20 protein-coding genes are annotated in these 17,940 nt (G+C 67.1%); 9 read left to right on the top strand and 11 right to left on the bottom strand.

All coding sequences use genetic code 11. From position 1 onward, the window contains the following. Positions 1–130: 130 nt before the first annotated feature. The gene (locus AC3IF3_RS22810) at positions 131–688 is read left to right on the top strand and encodes a sigma-70 family RNA polymerase sigma factor (protein WP_489230425.1); all 558 of its coding nucleotides are present in this window, start codon (positions 131–133) and stop codon (positions 686–688) included. Next, positions 685–1,395, top strand: a complete 711-nt coding sequence (locus AC3IF3_RS22805) for an anti-sigma factor (protein ID WP_489230424.1) — start codon at positions 685–687, stop codon at positions 1,393–1,395. Before AC3IF3_RS22810 ends, AC3IF3_RS22805 begins: the two co-directional genes overlap by 4 nt. A gap of 38 nt (positions 1,396–1,433) precedes the next feature. Here the strand turns inward: AC3IF3_RS22805 and AC3IF3_RS22800 are convergent, their stop codons facing one another. Continuing rightward, positions 1,434–1,997 carry a fasciclin domain-containing protein gene (locus tag AC3IF3_RS22800; protein WP_489230423.1) on the bottom strand — a complete coding sequence of 188 codons (564 nt, stop codon included), beginning with the start codon at positions 1,995–1,997 and terminating at the stop codon, positions 1,434–1,436. Between the two features lie 353 nt (positions 1,998–2,350). On the opposite strand from AC3IF3_RS22800, the gene AC3IF3_RS22795 reads away from it, so the two are divergent. Then, positions 2,351–2,581 carry a hypothetical protein gene (locus AC3IF3_RS22795; protein ID WP_489230422.1) on the top strand — a complete coding sequence of 77 codons (231 nt, stop codon included), beginning with the start codon at positions 2,351–2,353 and terminating at the stop codon, positions 2,579–2,581. Positions 2,582–2,949: 368 nt separating this feature from the next. Here AC3IF3_RS22795 and AC3IF3_RS22790 read toward each other — a convergent pair whose 3' ends face one another. The 4 genes from AC3IF3_RS22790 to AC3IF3_RS22775 all read right to left on the bottom strand — a co-directional run bounded on the left by AC3IF3_RS22790 (position 2,950) and on the right by AC3IF3_RS22775 (position 7,038). After that, positions 2,950–3,120, bottom strand: coding sequence for a hypothetical protein (locus AC3IF3_RS22790; protein ID WP_489230420.1), 171 nt, complete (start codon positions 3,118–3,120; stop codon positions 2,950–2,952). An 84-nt stretch (positions 3,121–3,204) separates the two neighbouring features. Then, positions 3,205–4,803 (bottom strand): ABC transporter substrate-binding protein, encoded by a 1,599-nt coding sequence (locus AC3IF3_RS22785; RefSeq protein ID WP_489230419.1) that lies wholly within the window; start codon positions 4,801–4,803, stop codon positions 3,205–3,207. A 215-nt stretch (positions 4,804–5,018) separates the two neighbouring features. Continuing rightward, on the bottom strand, positions 5,019–6,290 hold the full coding sequence (locus AC3IF3_RS22780; protein ID WP_489230418.1) for a tyrosine-type recombinase/integrase: 1,272 nt from the start codon (positions 6,288–6,290) through the stop codon (positions 5,019–5,021). A 106-nt stretch (positions 6,291–6,396) separates the two neighbouring features. Further along, positions 6,397–7,038: a hypothetical protein gene (locus AC3IF3_RS22775; protein WP_489230417.1), complete on the bottom strand. Its 642-nt coding sequence runs from the start codon at positions 7,036–7,038 to the stop codon at positions 6,397–6,399. Between the two features lie 73 nt (positions 7,039–7,111). Between AC3IF3_RS22775 and AC3IF3_RS22770 the strand changes: the two genes are divergently transcribed. Then, entirely contained in the window at positions 7,112–7,387 is a 276-nt protein-coding gene (locus AC3IF3_RS22770) for a hypothetical protein (protein ID WP_489230416.1), read from the top strand. A 14-nt stretch (positions 7,388–7,401) separates the two neighbouring features. Here AC3IF3_RS22770 and AC3IF3_RS22765 read toward each other — a convergent pair whose 3' ends face one another. Both AC3IF3_RS22765 and AC3IF3_RS22760 read right to left on the bottom strand, forming a co-directional pair. Then, a complete protein-coding gene (locus AC3IF3_RS22765) occupies positions 7,402–8,118 on the bottom strand; it encodes an SDR family oxidoreductase (RefSeq protein ID WP_489230415.1) in 717 nt (238 codons plus the stop codon). Positions 8,119–8,161: 43 nt separating this feature from the next. Further along, complete coding sequence (locus AC3IF3_RS22760) at positions 8,162–8,836, bottom strand: peroxiredoxin-like family protein (protein ID WP_489230414.1); 675 nt, start codon at positions 8,834–8,836, stop codon at positions 8,162–8,164. Between the two features lie 120 nt (positions 8,837–8,956). Between AC3IF3_RS22760 and AC3IF3_RS22755 the strand changes: the two genes are divergently transcribed. From AC3IF3_RS22755 to AC3IF3_RS22740, 4 genes are all read left to right on the top strand, one after another. Further along, positions 8,957–9,862, top strand: coding sequence for a LysR family transcriptional regulator (locus AC3IF3_RS22755; RefSeq protein ID WP_489230413.1), 906 nt, complete (start codon positions 8,957–8,959; stop codon positions 9,860–9,862). Between the two features lie 97 nt (positions 9,863–9,959). Further along, entirely contained in the window at positions 9,960–10,730 is a 771-nt protein-coding gene (locus tag AC3IF3_RS22750; protein ID WP_489230412.1) for an enoyl-CoA hydratase/isomerase family protein, read from the top strand. A gap of 31 nt (positions 10,731–10,761) precedes the next feature. Beyond that, a complete protein-coding gene (locus tag AC3IF3_RS22745) occupies positions 10,762–11,616 on the top strand; it encodes an alpha/beta fold hydrolase (protein WP_489230411.1) in 855 nt (284 codons plus the stop codon). 136 nt (positions 11,617–11,752) lie between these two features. Next, the gene (locus AC3IF3_RS22740) at positions 11,753–12,718 is read left to right on the top strand and encodes an alpha/beta fold hydrolase (RefSeq protein ID WP_489230410.1); all 966 of its coding nucleotides are present in this window, start codon (positions 11,753–11,755) and stop codon (positions 12,716–12,718) included. Positions 12,719–12,893: 175 nt separating this feature from the next. Here the strand turns inward: AC3IF3_RS22740 and AC3IF3_RS22735 are convergent, their stop codons facing one another. Next, positions 12,894–13,208, bottom strand: coding sequence for a hypothetical protein (locus tag AC3IF3_RS22735; RefSeq protein WP_489230409.1), 315 nt, complete (start codon positions 13,206–13,208; stop codon positions 12,894–12,896). Between the two features lie 74 nt (positions 13,209–13,282). Between AC3IF3_RS22735 and AC3IF3_RS22730 the strand changes: the two genes are divergently transcribed. Then, the gene (locus tag AC3IF3_RS22730; protein ID WP_243966038.1) at positions 13,283–13,753 is read left to right on the top strand and encodes a cupin domain-containing protein; all 471 of its coding nucleotides are present in this window, start codon (positions 13,283–13,285) and stop codon (positions 13,751–13,753) included. A gap of 173 nt (positions 13,754–13,926) precedes the next feature. Here AC3IF3_RS22730 and AC3IF3_RS22725 read toward each other — a convergent pair whose 3' ends face one another. The 3 genes from AC3IF3_RS22725 to AC3IF3_RS22715 form a co-directional block, all read right to left on the bottom strand. After that, complete coding sequence (locus AC3IF3_RS22725) at positions 13,927–14,283, bottom strand: response regulator (protein ID WP_489230408.1); 357 nt, start codon at positions 14,281–14,283, stop codon at positions 13,927–13,929. A 485-nt stretch (positions 14,284–14,768) separates the two neighbouring features. Continuing rightward, entirely contained in the window at positions 14,769–16,892 is a 2,124-nt protein-coding gene (locus AC3IF3_RS22720; RefSeq protein WP_243966129.1) for an ATP-binding protein, read from the bottom strand. A 631-nt stretch (positions 16,893–17,523) separates the two neighbouring features. Beyond that, positions 17,524–17,901 carry a tautomerase family protein gene (locus tag AC3IF3_RS22715; protein ID WP_489230407.1) on the bottom strand — a complete coding sequence of 126 codons (378 nt, stop codon included), beginning with the start codon at positions 17,899–17,901 and terminating at the stop codon, positions 17,524–17,526. Between the last annotated feature and the right edge of the window lie 39 nt (positions 17,902–17,940).

The raw sequence follows: 17,940 nt of genomic DNA, 5'->3' as shown, positions 1-17,940 counted from the left end.
AACGGAGGCATCGGCTGAATAGTTTCAGAGGTCGGCCAACGCGCGATCGAGCCGATAGATGGTTTGAAAACAGGACCTGGAACGGTACGAGGCATCCTGAGCAGCCGCGCATGGAAGCTGAGTGCTGGGATTGGCCGACGACGATGCACTGCGAGGGCTGCTCGCTCAGGTCGGCCGCGGCGATGCGGCAGCGCTTGCCCAGCTCTACGACCTGACCAGCCCGAAACTCTTCGGCGTCATCCTGCGTATCCAGAGGGATCGAGGCTTGGCTGAGGACGTCCTGCAGGATGTGTATTTGCGGATCTGGCAAGCGGCTGGACGCTACGATCCTGCGACCGGGCGCCCGCTTTCGTGGCTGTGTACCATCGCGCGCAACCGGGCGATCGAGGGTCGGTGCCGGAAAGGTACGGCCGAGGTCCAGGGGTCCCAGAAAGACGACGGCGAGGATTGGGTGGCGCGGCTGATGGACCCGCACGACGACGCGGCGGCGTTCATGGATCGGGACGCGCTCGGCACCTGCTTTGGCCGACTGGAGCCGATGCACCGGGACTGCGTGGTGCTGGCTTACTGCGAGGGCTATTCGCGGGAGGAGTTAGCTCTGCGCTACGACCGCCCAGTCAACACGATCAAGACCTGGCTTCACCGCGCGCTCGCGGCGCTGAAGTCCTGCTTGGAGACTGTGTCGTGAGCAGCGGCAACGGCGAGCCCGGCCCAGATCCCGACCTGCGTGCAGCCGAATACGTGCTCGGTACCCTTGATGCGGTCGAGTGGGCAGAGGTGGAGCACGAGATCGCCGTCGATCCTAGCAGGGCGCGTCAGGTAGAGATCTGGGAGCGACGGCTGGCGCCACTCCTCGATACAATCCCATCCACGGAGCCACCGCCGCGGGTGCGAGAGGCGCTGCTGCAGGCACTGCCGGTCAAGTCTAGCGGATCGCCCGACCCTCTCGCCCGCGACCCCCTGGCTCATCTGCGCCGACAGGTCCGGCGCTGGCGGATCGCCACCGCGGGGACCGGGTTACTGGCCGCAGGGCTAGCGCTGTTCGTGGCGGTCGGATCGCGGCTGGAGCCACAGGGCGGCCGCTACCTCGCAGTGGTCCAGGGCGGCGGAGCACTCCCGGCCTTGATCGTTCGCGTCGACACCCGCACCGGCACCGCGCAAGTCAGGCTGGTCGGTGCCGAGGCCCCCGCGGGACGAAACCTGGAACTTTGGTATGTCGGTGCCGAGGGGCCAAAACCGCTCGGCTTGGTGGGCGCGGCTGTGGGCCGAGTGACACTCCCGCGAGGAGCGTCGCCGGACGGGGTGATTGCCGTCTCTGTGGAGCCCCCTGGCGGTTCGCCGAGCGGCCTGCCGACCGGGCCGGTGGTCTATACCGGCAAGCTGCTCGCCGAGTAGCTGGAGGCGACGCAGTCAGAACCGCGCCGCCAGCAGCATCAGGGCATCAGCACGCCGTTGACGACGTGGATCACGCCGTTCGACTGCATCACGTTCGGAATCGTCACCGCGACGGTGTTGCCCTTCACGTCGGTGATGTAGACCTTCTTGCCCTGCGCCGAGACGCCAAGCGGCTCGCCCTCGACGGTGGTAATCTGGTTCTGGCCCTCGGGCTTCTTGGCCAGCGCCATCAGCTCCTTGGCCGTGTAGACGCCCGGAACCACGTGGTAAGTCAGGATCTTCGTCAGCGTCGGCTTGTTCTGCGGCTGCACGAGGCTCTCCACCGTGCCCGGCGGCAGCTTGGCGAAGGCGGCGTTCGTTGGCGCGAACACCGTGAAGGGACCTGGACCCGACAGGGTGTCCACGAGGCCGGCCGCCTTCACGGCGGCCACCAGGGTGGTGTGGTCCTTCGAGTTGACCGCGTTCTCGACGATGGTCTTGCTGGCGTACATCGGCGCGCCGCCCACCATTGGGTTCTTGGCCTGGGCCGCGCCGGCAGCCGTCAATGCGAGCGAAAGGGCGATGATCCGAGCGGCGGGACCGTGTGTGATTGCCTTGAGCATGCGAGGGTTCCTTCACATCGGCCCTTCGGAGCAGGGCCTCCCCGCCCTCTACGGGGCCACCTCGCGAGAAGTTTCGCTTAGGTGATCTGCTCGGAAAGCACCCCACCGAGATGGGTGCCAATCGGCGTCTCATGCCGACGCTGCTCTCCCTGAAACTTTGGCCGGACCTGTTCCGTAACGGACGTTGACGCCCAAACGTGGGTGCCGCGTGAAACGTCTGTTTCGCGGCACATATACTTGCGATTTATATTATTCTAAATAAAATAATAGATATTTAATGGGAACATGAAGACATAGTACTTGTTTTAGTGGCTAGTCCGGGCGCCAAGTCCGTTCGTAATAGGAGATTTCATATGAACAAGATGAAACTTGCCCTTGCCACTTCGGTCCTGCTTGGCGGCTTCGCTTTCGCCGGTTCCGCCTCGGCTACCCCGATGACCCCGAGCGGGATGCAGACCGACCAATCCGGCATCACCCAGGTCCGTATGATGCACGGCGACCGGATGATGATGAAGAAGCGCATGATGCATAAGCGGATGATGCGCCCTCACATGATGAAGAAGCGGATGATGCACCGCATGTGAGGCGCTCACCTTCAGCATCGGGAGGGCTCCTGTCGGAGTCCTTCCACCATCTACCGCTCTGCCGGATGAGACCGACGCCTTGTCCCGTACCTATAGGCTCGCGGTGAAGCCGTGCCCTTTGTACGGGGGTTGTTTCCGCTGGATCATCTCGTCCTCAGACGGCATCTTCTCTGAGCAGTCGGCCTATCGCTATGCAACTCGGGCGGCTGCCATGATCGTGGGCCGGATCCGGATGGCTGATATGAGTAGCGGCCAACAGGGAACGGAACCGCTGAACCTTCGATCGAAAATCTTTCGACGACCCCGGTCATGACCATGGTCCGGCGCAGGCCCGGTGTGGTGGCCTTGTTAGCCAGGAGCATCTTGGCCTACGGGTGCATCTCGATCGCCTTGGCCACGTCGATCCGGTGGCCGGACTTGAACGCGAACGGCTTGGCGCCCTCGTCCTTGAGGGAGGCATCCGTTGCAGCCTGGATCTCGTCGTCCGTGATTTCGGCCCTGCGGCGCAGGTCGCCGACGCTTGGAATTTCTTTCACCATGCCGGGGGCTATCGCGGCTCCCCTGCCCCGTCCATCACGCTTCCGGTAAAGCCCTCGCGCACTCTTCTAGGCACCACAGCCGGATCAGCCTTCTCGGCGAGCGTTCCAAAAAACAAACTGATCCTGGACGATATCGCGGATTTCTCGCCGGTAGGCGGTCCGGTAAAAGTATTGCCCCGTGGGCAAGAACGGCACCTGCGTCATGGCCGCCCCCTGCAGATCGCGAGCGATCCTCTGGCGAGCGGCATCGTCGGGTGCCTCGATCCAGGCCTCGCGCAGGGCTTCGATCTGCGGGATATCGGGCCAGCCGAAGAAGCCCTTCTGGCCGCCGCAGCGCAGGACCTGCTCGGCAACCGGGTTGGTCATGTCGAGCCCAGTCCAGGTGGTATTGAAGATGTTCCAGCCGCCCTGGTCTGGGGGCGCCTTGCTGGCGCGGCGGCTCACAAGGGTCCCCCAATCCGACACGGCGTATTGGACGTTCATGCCAAGGCGCTTGAGTAGATCGTTCATCACCGCGCCCAGCGCACCCAACACGGGATTGTCGCTTGCCGACATCAGCACCACGCGCTCGCCCTTGTAGCCCGCCGCGATCAGATCCTTCGTGGAGCGCGCTAGGTCGCGCTTGCGCGTCAGCACGTCGAGGCCCGCCTCGCTGGCCATCGGCGTTTCCGGGGTGAAGATGCCAACGCCGGTGCGCCAGAGCTTCGGGTCATCGCCCCCCGCCGCGGCCATGAAGTCTTCCTGCGACAGAGCTTCGAGTAGCACCCGCCGGACCGCCGGCTTGTCGAAGGGCGGGTAGAGGTGGTTCATCACCGCGGTGCCGAGATTGCCCAATCGGCCGGCGAGTTGCGTCACGATCTGCGGGCTGCCCTGGAGCGTTGGCAACAGGTCGTTAATCGGATTCTCCCACCAATCGACCTCGCCGTTCTGAAGTGCGGCGGCGGCGGTGCCGGGATCGGGCATCACCTGCCACTCGACCCGCTCGAAATAGACCCGCTTCGGCCCCGCGGCCCAGGAGACGACGCCGTCCTCCCGCGGCCGGTAATCCGGATTGCGGTCGTAGACGACCCGGGCACCAACCAGCCGTTCCTTGGTGTTGAACCGGAACGGTCCAGACCCGATCACCTCCGGGATCTGCTGCGCAGGATCGGTGCCGGCGAGGCGCTCCGGCATGATCACCAGGGCGGGCGGGCCGAGCTTAGCCAATGTCTCAAGCATCAACCCGTAGGGCCGGTTTAGCCGGATGACGAAGCTGCGGTCGTCCGGCGCGCTCATGGCGTCGGTGCGGGCCATCAACGCTTGGCCGAGGCTGTCGCGCTGGGCCCAGCGCCGGATCGACGCGATACAGTCGCGGCCTCGGACCGGCTCGCCATCGTGGAATTTCAGCCCCTCGCGAAGCCGGAAGCTCCAGAGCCGGCCGTCATCCGCGACAGTGTGGCCCTCGACCATCTGCGGCTGCGGCTTGAGCTGCGCGTCGAGCCCATAGAGCTGGTCGAACACCATCAAGGCATGATGGCGGGTGATGTAAGCGGTAGTGGTCACCGGATCGACGATGGTCAGGTCGGATTGCGGGACGAAGCGCAGCACGGTGGCGCGGCTGCCCTGCGCGTGCACGGGGCGCGGCGGCAGGAACGGCAGGGTGCCGGCCGCCGCCGCGCCGCTGAGAAAGGTTCGTCGCAGCATGGTTTCGAACTCCGAACGCGGCGTGCCGGCGTGGCGTCGGATCAGACTGCAAGAGACGTTCCCAATACGCCTCGAAGCGGTCCATGCTCTTCATCGGTCGCGTCGAGCTCAAAGCATCCACTGCACCGGCCGGGCGGCCATATCATCACGGCTCGCTCGGCCTCGCGCAATTCCGCTCGCATCTCGACTGGAAGCGATGCAGATCGGATGTGCGATCAAGAGCTCGTTTCCTTGAGACCGAACTTTGGTGAGGGGCCGCTCATCGCTCCAGCGATCTGCATCGCGACTCGGTCCGCTGCGGCGAGCAGAACCGCGTCGAGGTGGTGGATGTACCGCGACGTGACGCCAGGACCAGCATGACCGAGCATCGCGCCGATCGTCGAGTCGCTGTAGCCGAGGTCGCCGGCCGTCGAGGCGAACGAATGCCGAATGGTATGCGCTGTGACGCCCTCCAGCCCAGCCTTGCTCACGATGCGCTCCAGCGCATCGTCGAGGCTGGCGAAAGGCCCCTGCCCTCGTCGCGCTGTTGGCAGGACGTAGATCGAGCCAGGAACCCGCTGGAGACCGTCTAGGATCAACAGGACGGCTCGGCTGATCGGTCGAACGGAGGCGCCCTCCTTAGTATCCTCCAGCCGCAGGCAGGGTTCCGCCCAATCGATCTCGGACCACCGCAGCTTCACAATCTCGCTAAGCCTGCAACCGGTCAGCGCCAGCAACCGGATGCCGGCCACAGCCTGCCAGCGTTCCGCCCTGCCCTCTTCAATCTTGACCAGCGCTTGGCCGAGCAAGCCATACTCCTCAGGCGTGAGCCGACGCTTGCGCTTCTTGTCTGCGGGGCGCCTCACCCCTGCGGCCGGGTTTAGAGCGATGATCTGCTCACTGACTGCATAACTCAGGATGCCGCCGAGAAGCCCGACCGTGCGCGCAGCCGTGCCGGGCCCACCTTCGACGACCGCCTTGCCGCGGAAGCCGGTCTTGACCACGCCAGCGGTCTTTCCGGCCTGAACATCTCGCACAAAGCGCTGGATATCTGGGGCCGCCAGCTCAGCGACCAGCCTGCGGCCCAGGAGCGGCTTGATGTGTCGCTCGACCCGGCCCTTATCGACGTACAGGGTAGAGGCTTTCTTAGCTTGGCCGCCCTTCCCCATGATCAGGCCTTTGTCGGCTGCGGTGAGATAGGCGTCGCACAACTCGGCTACGGTTATCGAGCCGCGGCGTGTCGCGCGCTCCTCCGCCGGGTCCTCGCCTCGGGCGACTTGGCCGAGCAATGCCTTGGCCTCACGCCGGGCCTCCTCGGCAGTCAGTGCGCCGTGCAGCCCGATCGTGACGCGGCGGGACCGTCCGGCCGCTCGATACTGTACGAGGTAGCTGCGGCGACCGGAGGCGAACACTCGCAGGCCGAAGCCAGGCAGCTCATCGCACCACAGGAAGTAGTCGCGTCCCCGGGGTTCGGCCGCGTCTACCGTGCGCTTCGTGATCTTCGCCATGCCTGCCATCCGGCCTTGCGGAAGCACTGCGGAAGCATGCGGAAGCAAGCTCCGTCAATACCTGGTAATCATGGGAGCGCTCATTATAAGGATAAAACGTTTGCGTTCAGTACCTTGGTGGCGATTGGCTATCTCGGGTAATCACCGGAAAACATGCAAGGGTAATCCTCCGAAGGCAAAGGTCACACGTTCGAATCGTGTCGGGTGCGCCATTTTCTACAGAAACGCGAACACCGGGTGTCGCGGCTGAGCCTGCGTCAAGGCTGGCAGTTTCCAGGGCTGCCTTTCCGCCGACGATGCGGATGACATCCGCCCCGACCTCGACCCGGTCGACGATTGCCTGAAGCCGAGCCTTCCGGAACGGGATCTCTCCCGTCGTCACGGCCTCGCGCATCAGACGGCCGACTCGTTCGATGAACTCCGGAGCGATTTCCGCCGGCGGACACGCGTTGACGTGGATCCGGTCCATCGCCGCTTTGGCGCGGTCCCGCTCCTGTTTCAGCGCTGCAAGACGGTCTCTCAGGATGTCGTCGAGATCGGTCATCCCTTCCTCGATCATTCGGTACAGGCGCTTCAGCTTCTCCTCAGCGCCGGGGATCTCACGGCGCAGTGCCGCCACCCGCCCGTCGACCTGGATCGCCTTGTCCGCCCTCCCCGACCACAGCGAGGCGAGCGTCGCCCGCAGCCGGTCAGGGTGCAACAGCTCAGCCACGGGGTGGTCTGTGACCAACGCGTCGAGGGTGTCCATCCGGATCGATCGGCCGGTGCAGCTGGTCTTGCCTTGCCGGCCGTGGGTCGAGCAGCTGGAGTAGCGGTGGATCTTGCGGCTCACCGACGAGGGACTGCGGTTCTGGGAGCGAGTCGGTCCACATCTCGACGGGATCGAGGCCGCAGCACTGGATGCTGCGGGCAGCGCTCAGGCGGTGCGAGGCCGCCTGAGGGTGAACGTCGATCCGTTCTTCTCGCGCTGGGTCCTGTCACGGGAGCTGGCGCGCTTCCTCGCGCTCCATCGAGCCGCCAAGGTCCGTGCCTTCACCGAATGGTGCCTGCAGCTGCTCGGCGGCGACAACGATCTCGATGCCGCCGGGACGCGTTGAGCGGCGTCCCGGTGCTACAGCGCCGCCCGGCCGATCGAGGCGCCGCCATCGACGTAGAGGGTCTGCCCCGTCATGAACGCCGCCCCGTCCGACATCAGGAACGCGATGACGGCGGCGATCTCCTCCGGCCGGCCGAAGCGGCCCATCGGCACCCCGGCGCGGTAGCGCGTCTCGCCCTCGCTGCCCGGCGGGTTGTTGGCCCGGAACAGCTCGGTCTCGGTCGGCCCCGGCGCGACCGCGTTGACGGTGATCCCGGTCGTGGCGAGTTCGAGCGCCCAGGAGCGGGTGAAGCTGACGAGCGCGGCTTTCGCGGCCGCGTAGGCCGTGCGTTCGACGCTGCCGAGGACAGTCAGGCTGGCAATGTTGACGACCCGGCCCCAGCCGCGTCGGCGCATGCCGGGCAGCGTCGCCTGCACGGCCTGAAGCGCCGGATGGAGGTTGACGCGCAGGACCTCGTCGAGCGCGGGGATCTCGACCGCCCCGAGCCGCTGCGGCCGGACGAGGCCGACATTGTTGACCACGCCGTCGAAGGCGAAGCGTCCGGTGAGCTCGGCGAGGACCGCGTCGGTCGCCGCACCGTCGGCGAGGTCGACCGGCACGAGCGTGCCGGGGAAACCGTCGAGGCCACCGCGCGCGAGGCCGACGACGTGGTGGCCCGCGCCGGCGAGGTGGTATGCGAGGGCCAGCCCAATGCCCTTGCTGGCACCGGTCACGAGAAAGGTTCGGGACATCCTGGATCTCCTTGAGATTGCGCGGCCGGGAAGCCGTGTCCGATCAGGCGGGAACGGAGGCAGTGCGGCGGAGCGCCGGAAGCATGTCCGCGGGCTCGGGGCGGCGGGTGTAGTCCGGGTTCACCTCGGCGTAGCGGATCACGCCATCCTGTCCGACGACGAAGCGTCCCGGCATCGGCAGGGTCCAGCTCGGGTCGCCGTTGAACGCCGGCAGGTCGTTGTTCAGGCCCCGGTAGAGCTCGACCAGGTCATCGGGCAGCGCGAAGCGCAGGCCGAACGCCGCCGCGACAGCATTGTGCAGGTCCGACAGAATCGGGAAACCGAGCGCGTTCTGGCGGACCGACTTCCGGCTGTTGGCCGCCGTCTGCGGCGAGATGGCGATGAGGCCCGCCCCGAGGCTCTCGAAAAGCGGCACCATCCCCTGAAGCGCCTGGAGCTCCAGGTTGCAGTAGGGGCACCACACGCCGCGGTAGAAGCTGATCACGAGCGGCCCGCGTTTCAGCAGGGCCGCGGAGGAGATGCGCCGCCCCTCCGGATCGGTGAGCGTGAAGCTCGGCGCCCGGTCGCCAGCCTTCAGCGTACGGGTGGCGGCGCCGGAGGCGATCAGCTCCGCGGTAGCCCGGTGCATCGTCCGGATCACCGAGGGCGGGACGTTGTAGGGGGGCTTGCCCGCCTCGAAATCAGCTTTGAACGCGTCGAGCTTGGATTGCAGGGTCATGGCGCGGTGTCCCGAGACATAATCGCGGCAATGCGGTGACGACGGCCGGAGTGATGCGCCCCTCCCGATGGACAGGGCAGGCAGCACGAGGCGATAACGCTCATTCCAGGGAGGAATGGCGTGGACCGGTATCAGGCGATGGCCACCTTCGTGCGGGTCGTGGAGGCCGGCTCCTTCTCGGGCGCCGCGCGGCTCCTGCACGTCGGCCAGCCGGCCGTCTCCAAGACGATCGCGCAGCTGGAGAACCGGCTGCAGGTCAGCCTGCTCGTCCGCTCCACCCACGGCCTGAGCCCCACGGAGGCGGGCCTGCGCTTCTACGAGCGGGCACAGGCCGCCATCGCCGAGGCGGACGAGGCCGAGCGCGCCGCCCGCGGCGCGGGCGCCGGGCTCTCGGGGCGGCTGCGCGTCTCGGCGGCGACCACCTTCGCGCGGCTCCACGTGGTGCCGATGCTGCCGCGCTTCCTCGCCGAGCACCCGGACCTCGACATCGAGATCATCCTCGACGACCGGGTGATCGACCTCGTCAGCGAGGGGATCGACCTGTCGCTGCGCATGGGCGCTCTGCCGGATTCGGCCGCCGTCGCGCGCAAGATCGCAACGGGCAGCCGCTCGGTCCTCGCCAGCCCCGGCTATCTCGCCCGCGCGGGCGAGCCGCGCAGTCCCGCGGACCTCGCCGGGCACGAGGCGGTGATCTACAGCCAGCAGCCCGATGCCTGGTCCTTCACCCGGGACGGCGCCGAGGTCTCGGTCGCGGTGCACGGCCGCGTGCGGGTGAGCGCGGCCGAGGGCCTGCGGGCCGCGGTCCTGGCTGATATCGGCCTCACCGTCACGTCGGACTGGATGTTCGCCCCCGAACTGGCGAGCGGCGCGGTGCGGCGCCTGCTGGAGCCCTGGACGCTGCCGACGATCGACCTCTGGGCGGTCTTCCCCACCGGCCGCATGGCCAGTGCCAAGGCGCGGCTCTTCGCCGGCTTCGTCGAGGCGGCCCTGGCCGAAAACCGGGCGGCCCATTCCGCGCCGGCATAACCCTTATCGCCTCGGGCCATCGTCCGTCGCCGGTCGGAACTGGCTAACTCGTCCCCACGCCGACCGAACGGGGCCGGCCAGCACGAGGACAGCACCGATGGCCCGTTTCGAGACCTACCGCGACGCCTTCCCCAACGCCCGCCTGACCCGCAAGCCGAACGGCGTTCTGGAGGTCATGCTTCACACCGAGGGTGGCAAGCTCGTCTTCAACGGGCACACCCACGAGCAGTTCGTCGACCTGTTCCACGCCATCGGCGAGGACCGCGGCAACCGGGCGGTGATCCTGACCGGGGCGGGCGACGCGTTCATGGACGCGATCAGCCCCGAGGGCTTCGACTTCTTCACGCCGCAGGGCTACGACAAGATCCTGCGGGAGGGTCGCAAGGTGCTCGGCAACATCCTCGACATCGAGGTGCCGATGATCGCCGCGCTGAACGGCCCCGTCCTGCTGCACAGCGAGTACGCGCTGCTCACCGACATCGTGCTGGCGACACCCGAGACGGTGTTCCAGGACAAGCCCCACTTCGAGTTCGGCATCGTGCCGGGCGACGGCGTGCACATCCTGTGGCCCGAAGTGATCGGCTCGATCCGCGGCCGGTACTTCCTGCTGACGCGGCAGGTGCTGGACGCGCAGACCGCCAAGGATTGGGGCGTAATCAACGAGATCGTGCCGCGGGACCAGTTGCTGGCGCGGGCGCACGAGATCGCGGACGGCATCGCCGCTCTGCCGCCGCTCACCGGCCGCTACACCCGGATCGCGCTCACGCAGCGCCTGCGCCGGCTCGTCGAGGAGGGCACCGGCTACGGCCTGGCCCTGGAGGGCATCAGCGCCGCCGACGTGGCGCGGAGCATGGCGGCGCAGACCTGAGCCGTCAGCACCCGATCTCACGGAGAGTCCCATGGCCCAGATCCGTTACCGAACCGCCGACGTCGACGGCTTCACGATCTTCTACCGGGAGGCCGGAGACCCCGCGAAGCCGGCGCTTCTGCTGCTGCATGGCTTCCCCTCGTCCGGCCACATGTTCCGCGACCTGATCCCGCTCCTGGCGGACCGGTTCCACCTCGTCGCCCCCGACCTGCCGGGTTTTGGCCTGTCGGAGATCAAGCCGCGCGACGCCTTCACCTACAGCTTCGACGCGCTGGCGAAAGTGATCGGCCGCTTCACCGAGGTGATCGGGCTGGAGACCTACGCGCTCTACGTCTTCGACTACGGCGCGCCCACCGGTTTCCGGGTGGCCCTGGCGCATCCGGAGCGGGTGACGGCCATCATCTCGCAGAACGGCAACGCCTACGAGGAGGGGCTGAGCGCGGGCTGGAACCCAATCCAGCGCTACTGGCGGGACCCGAGCGACGCCAACCGCCAGGCGCTGCGCGAGTTGCTCACCCCGGCCTCGATCCGCTGGCAATACGAGCACGGCGTGCCGGATACGTCGCTGGTCTCGCCCGACGGGAGTGCCCTCGACGCGTGGTACATCCAGCGGCCCGAGGTCGACGAGATCCAGCTCGATCTGTTCGGCGACTATGCCAGCAACGTGGCGCTCTACCCCGCCTTCCAGGCCTATTTCCGGGAACACCGGCCGAAGCTGCTGGCGATCTGGGGGAGGAACGATCCCTTCTTCCTGCCCGCCGGGGCGGAGGCGTTCCGGCGCGATTTGCCGGATGCGCAGATGCGTTTCCTCGACACGGGGCACTTCGCCCTGGAGACCCATGCCGCGACCATCGCGGGGGCTATCGCCGGCTTCCTGAGTGCCTGAGCCGAAAGCATATCCAGGCCCTCCAGCGGGGACGGGCCCGGTGGGCAGGGGCTGCGCGCCACATCGTGCCGGCCCAGGCGCCCGCACTCGTTCTCTCGACCGCAGCATCCCATCTCACCTCTGAAGGAGCGGGACCATGCCGACACGGACGCTCCTGGCCGCAGCGACTGCCCTGACGGTCGGGCACGGGACGCCGCAGCCGCTTCCCTCGGTCTTGGCCACGACGACCTATCATCGGGTCGCGATCAACGGCGTGGGCATCTTCTACCGCGAGGCCGGCCCGCGGGACGCGCCCACGGTCCTGCTGCTGCACGGCTACCCGTCGTCGTCCCGGCAGTGGGATCCGCTGCTGCCGCTGCTCGCCGACCGCTACCACTTCATCGCCCCCGACTACCCGGGCTTCGGCCAGAGCGATGCGCCGTCCCCCGCGCAGTACACCTACACCTTCGACAACCTCGCCCAGACCATGGAGGCGTTGGTCGCCCATCTCGGGATCGAGCGGTACACGCTGGTCATGCAGGATTACGGCGGCCCGGTCGGCTTCCGCATGGCGCTGGCCCATCCCGAAAGGGTGAGCGCGCTGATCGTCCAGAACGCCAACGCCTATGCGGAGGGCCTGGGTGCCAAGTGGCAGGGCATCGCCCGGTACTGGGCCGACCCGGCGGCGCATCCCGAGCAGGTCGACGCCTTCACCGCGCTGGAGAGCGCCAGGCAGCGCCACCTCGGCACAAGCCCCAACAGCGAGCGGTACAATCCCGACACCTGGACGGACGAGTACGCCATCCTCGCACGGCCGGGCGAGCGGGAGATCCAGGCGGCGCTGCTCTACGACTACCGCACCAACGTCGCCGCCTACTCGGCTTGGCAGGCCTGGATGCGTAGCCATCCGCTGCCGACGCTCGTGCTGTGGGGCCGCCACGATCCCTCCTTCATCGTGCCGGGCGCGGACGCCTACCTGCGCGACATGCCGAAGGCGGAGCTGCACATCCTAGAGGCCGGGCACTTCGCCCTGGACGAGGCGACGGACGAGGTCGCCCGGCTCACCCGCGACTTCCTCGGCCGCGTCGAGACATCCGTTCCACCATCATCGGCCCGTCGCTGAAGCTCCGCCTGCATCGTCGAACGCTCGGTTCTCGCCTATCGACCGGGCTTTTGATCGACCTTTGCCGGCTGTCCGCTTCCGAGATGCCGCTGACGGCTGCCGCATAACCGGAATGGACGCAGTGCTGTCCGGCTGGTTTGACGTCCCTCGACGCGGAAGCCGAAGAGCCGAGGGCTCAAATCTCAGTCCCGTCCGTAAGCGTCAGCGCATCCTCGACATCGATGCGGAGGTCCCTAACCGTGCTCTCGATCTTGAGCCGGCGCGTCGCGATCTCGCGTGGCGCCTCGGCCCAGACGATCAGGTCACGGCGCAAGACAGCCGGCAGATCGAGATCTGCACCGTCATCGCGCGGATCATCCCGACGCGGAACGGAAGGCGCCGACACGACCGTGAGGCCACGGAGCGGCTCCGGATCGCGCGGCGAACCCGCCTCACGACGAATTGGACGGACCGGGTCGTACCGAATCGTCGTGGAGGGCGTTGCCCTCACGTCGAACCATCCGATGCAGCGGAAGAGCGCGCATCCGCCAAGACAGGCGGGATGGGGGAACGGAAGGAAACGAGATGTCCGAACACACGTTCGACGAGACCAACATCACTTGGCGGACCCTCGACTGGCTGCCGCACATCGCCTTCTTCGTCTACAAGGTCGACGAGGAGAACCGCATCGTCGACGTCGTGTTTAAGTTCGCCGCGAACCAGCGCGTGATGCTGCATCGCCATAAGAGCCCCTACGTCACGCTCGTCATGCAGGGCGAACTCAGGTTCTATCGACAGGACGGGTCCCTCAAGGAGATCCGTCCGACGGGCAGCTACGTCTCGGGCGTGGCGAACGGCGAACCGCACACGGAGGGCGGCGGCGACGAGGACGCCATCGTGTTCTTCAGCAACCGCAACATCGAGGATGCGCTTTACGAGTTCCTCGACGACGCGGGCAATCCCGTCCAGGTCCTTGGCATCGCGGACTTCAAGGCGCAGCTCGAAGAGCAGGTCGCGACGGGCACCTTCGAGAAGGTCACCGCCCGGGCGGCGTAGCGCTCGAAAGCACCGCGGATGCTTCAAGCCACCCCGATGCTCGCGGAAGTTCGAGACCCAGCGCTGCCGGAACGAACCTGCCCGGAAGCGATGGGATGCCGCGGATGTCCCACCCGTCGGCGCCCGGCATCCATGTCCTGAAGGACTCGGGGTGCTTCTCGTCGGGCCAGGTCTTACGGACAGGGTGCCGGACGATCTCGGCGCCGAACGGCTTGCCGATGAACGTCGCCCCCTCGGGCAGGTCGCCGGGTCCAGGCCTCGCCCGAAGCGCCCGCGATGTGCGGCCATCGCTCCGCGGTCTGCCGGGCCAACGCGAAGCCATGCCCATCCCCCGGCATGGGCACGTCGGTGAACAGCAGTTGCACCGCCTCGTGATTGCGTTCGAGGACCACCACGGCCTGGGCGATGCTCATCGCCTCCAGCACCCGGAACCCCGCATCCGCAAGGATGCTGGTCGCACCCATCAGGATCAGGGCGTCGTCGTCGACGACGAGGGCGTGGGGTGCATCGCCCTGGGCCTCACGGGTCACGGGGGTGAAATGGAGTTCGCGCGGGAAGGTTTCCCGTCGATGGATTCGCGATCGTGCATCTCGCGACCGGTCGGGCAACATCCGCGAGTCGCCCCCCGTTTGAGGGCATGACACAGCCTGCCCCGCTTCGGTTCGACCCGTCCTTCGAAACCATTCCAGCGGACGCGCAGGAGGTCCGGCTGGGCCTGACCGCGGCCAGGCTCTCGATCCAGGGGAAGACGCATGCCGATTCCGGCTACGCCCACGGGGCCGTCCACGCCAAGGCGCACGGCTACCTAGAGGCACGGTTCGAGGTCCCTGCCGGTCTTCCGCCGGCCCTCGCCCGGGGCTTGTTCGCGTTGTGGACAGGGTCGGCCGCGCATCGGCCGCTCCGCTCGATCATGCCCGCCCGTCGCCCCGCCTCCGCCGCAGCCCGCGAATACCGCTTCCGGGGGAACGAGGTCGATAGCCGCACGTCGGAGGAGTTGCCGATCCGTGCCGACCGATCAGCCGGCCAGCATGCGCTTGCGCCGGCGCCAGGTCGCGGCCTTGCGCAGGACACGGGAGAGCTGGTCCACGGAGTACGGCTTGTGCAGGAGCTCGAAGCCGTAGGTGCCATTCTGGGCGAGGACATGGCTGTAGCCTGAGGTCAGTACCACCGGTAGGTCGTGGTACAGACGCCGGATCTCCTGACCGAGCGCGATCCCGTCCATGCCGGGCATCACGACGTCGGAGAACACCACGTCGAAGCGGGCGGCGCTCCGGGCGAGTTCGGCGAGCGCCGCCTCGGCGTCGGCCGCCCAGACCGTGCCGTAGCCGAGCTCGGTCAGGGCCTGCGTGGCGAAGGTGCCGACGTCGACGTTGTCCTCCACCACGAGCACGCTTGTGCCGTGGCCATCCACCAGCGGTTCCGGCTCGCTGTCGACGACGCCGGCCCGGCTCATCCCCGCCACGCGCGGCAGGGACAGCGTGAAGGTCGTGCCCTGGCCGACTGTGCTCGCGACACGAATCTCCCCACCCGACTGCTTGGCGAAGCCGAACACCTGGCTGAGCCCGAGCCCGGTGCCGTGGCCGACACCCTTGGTGGTGAAGAACGGCTCGAAGATCCGCTCCAGGTCGGCCGGGATGATCCCGCAGCCCGTGTCCGTGATCGCGACCGTCACGAAGCCGCGGCTCGCAATTCCCTCCGCCACGCCCGTCACGACCGTGACCGCCAGCTCTCCCTCTCCCGCCATCGCGTCCCGGGCGTTCACCGCCAGGTTGACGATAGCGGTGTCGAACTGGCTGGGATCCGCGTCGATGAAGCAGGGCTCGTCGGGTACCCGGGTGGTGATCCGGATGCGGGCGCCGGTGAGCGAGCCGATCATGTCGGCGATGGCGGTCACGCTCTGCCCGACGTCGAACACCTCGGGCTTGAGGGCCTGGCGCCGCGCGAAGGCCAGGAGCTGCCCCGTGAGCTTGGCGGCGCGGGCGGCGGTGTCGGCGATGGCCTCGACGTAGCGCTGTCGCCGGTCCTCGGGCAGGTTCGGGCGGCGCAGGAGTTCGCTCGACGAACGGATCACGGTGAGAAGGTTGTTGAAGTCGTGCGCAACGCCGCCGGTCAATTGCCCGATGGCCTCCATCTTCTGGGCCTGACGCAGGGCATCCTCCGCCTGCATGCGCTCGCGCGTCGCCGCATCCAGGGCGGCGGCGCGCATGGCGAGGTCGCGTTCAAGCTCCGCGCTCGCGTGCGACAGCACCGCGTTGCGGGACCGGCGCTCCCGGTCGAGTTCGTCCTGGATACGCCCGTCGCGCAGGACCATCAGGCCCAGGCAGATGACCGTCAGCGAGACGAGGAGCGCCATCGCCATGCCGGGCCCGACGTGCCGGGCATCGGTTGTACGCAGCAGCACGGCGCCGGCCACGGGGATGAGCAGCGTCAGGCCGAGTTGGCGCCGGGTCGCGCCACCGCCCGCGAGGTCGGAGGCGATCACGGCGCCCCAGCCTCGGTCGGCACGCGCGACCACGGCGGCGAGTCCGAGCAGGAACAAACCGGCTGCGGTGTGCAGGGCCATGGTGCTGAAGGGGCTGAGGGCATAGAGGTCCTGCACGCCGTAGGCGTAGCCGACGAGCGCCAGGCCGCCGATGCCGGCGCCGATGACCGCACAGGCGTTGCTGAGGCTCACGCCCCGAATGTCGAGGCGTCCGTCGAACTGGAGGCTGGCGGCGACCAAGAGCAATCCGGCCGCCGTCGCGATGGACGTCCGGCCGGCGAGGTCCGGGTCATAGCCGAACAGTCCCTGCGCCAAGGGGCGGTTGATGATGTCGCCTCCTGCGAGGGCATAGCTCGCGAGGACCGCCAATGCCGTCAACGAGACGAAGCCGCCGATGGCGCGTGCCAGTCGGCGGCGTCCGAAGGTCTCGACCACGAGCGCGGCGCCAAGCAGGCCGAGTCCGCCGGCGGTCAGCACGGACATCGCCTGCAGGTCGGGAAGGAGCCGCGTGAGCACCAGCAGATGGAAGGTATAGCCGCACAGAACCGCGGATCCGGTCAGGATACCGAGGAACCCGGCGGTCCGGACGCCCCAGGCAAGCCGGCGCGCGAAGCTACCCGCTGCGGTCGAACCGGGCGCGTCGGGCAGCGGAAGCATCGTCACAGCGGTGACGTTCCTGCTCGTCTCGGCAAAGCGATCCTAAAGGCGGCCGCCGGTCTGGAACGGCTCATCGATGGGTCTCCGGGACGCCGAGCCGTCGCTTCGCGACGACGGCTCGTGGAACCCTAGCACCTTTATACCCGGGCGCGTCCGAATTCCGTTGTCGGGCGCGTCTCGATTGCATCCCACTCCCCCAGGGCCATGTGCTCATGCGTTCCGCAGGGCCGAAAAGTCTTCGCGCGTGGACGAAAACGGCCGAGGCGGTGTGGCCTCTCGGGGTTCACGCGTGGGTTACGCTCTGACTCAAGGCTGTCGTCCGGTGCTGCCGACGCAGCGGCCGAGCTTGATCGCATCGATGGTGCCGCGAACACGCAGCGGTGCCTCGCGCAGTGCTGGGGATGTGGTGAGAATGACCGCCGCGATGGCGACAGCGACGGAGCCATTGGAAGGCATGAGATACGTTTCTGCGAACTCACGTCGAAGAGCCATCCATCGATGAGCCCCAGGGAGAATGGGCTCACCTCTGATCGCTGCCCTGGCGTGTCGAGACGATAGGATCAGAGCTGCCGAGGGCAGGTTGCTAAAGCGGCGGTCAGCTCTCGTCTAGAATATTCAAAACAAAGACAAGTCATAACCAAGGTTCGCCCTTGCCAAACGACCAGTCTTCACGGGCAACGAACACCATTTTGATCATAATATCGTCCGGGCGAACGGACAGTTTGCTCCCGAGTTCGTCGGCGACGAACCGGTAGAAGTCGCGCTTCGAAGCCTGGTCATTGCCGACGGTGCTGGTGACCTGGATCAGGATGAAATCCGCGGAGCGGCTGGAGCCGAGGAATGTCGGATCGTAGATCAGATTTTCGGGGTCGTGCTCGTTGATGACAATGAATCGGTCGCCATCTGGGGCTTTTAGTACTTCGACAATGCCACTGTAGACAATGTCGGCCACGGCGGCGCGATACGCGGTGGATTTTCCTCTGATTAGATCGATGCGCGCAAATGGCATAGGGATCTCCATTTTGAGGGTTAGGATTAAACGAGCATG

This window comes from Methylobacterium sp. J-118 (assembly GCF_057836565.1).
The sequence above is the reverse complement of the archived record's forward strand: the minus strand, read 5'-3'. Positions and strand labels throughout refer to the sequence as shown.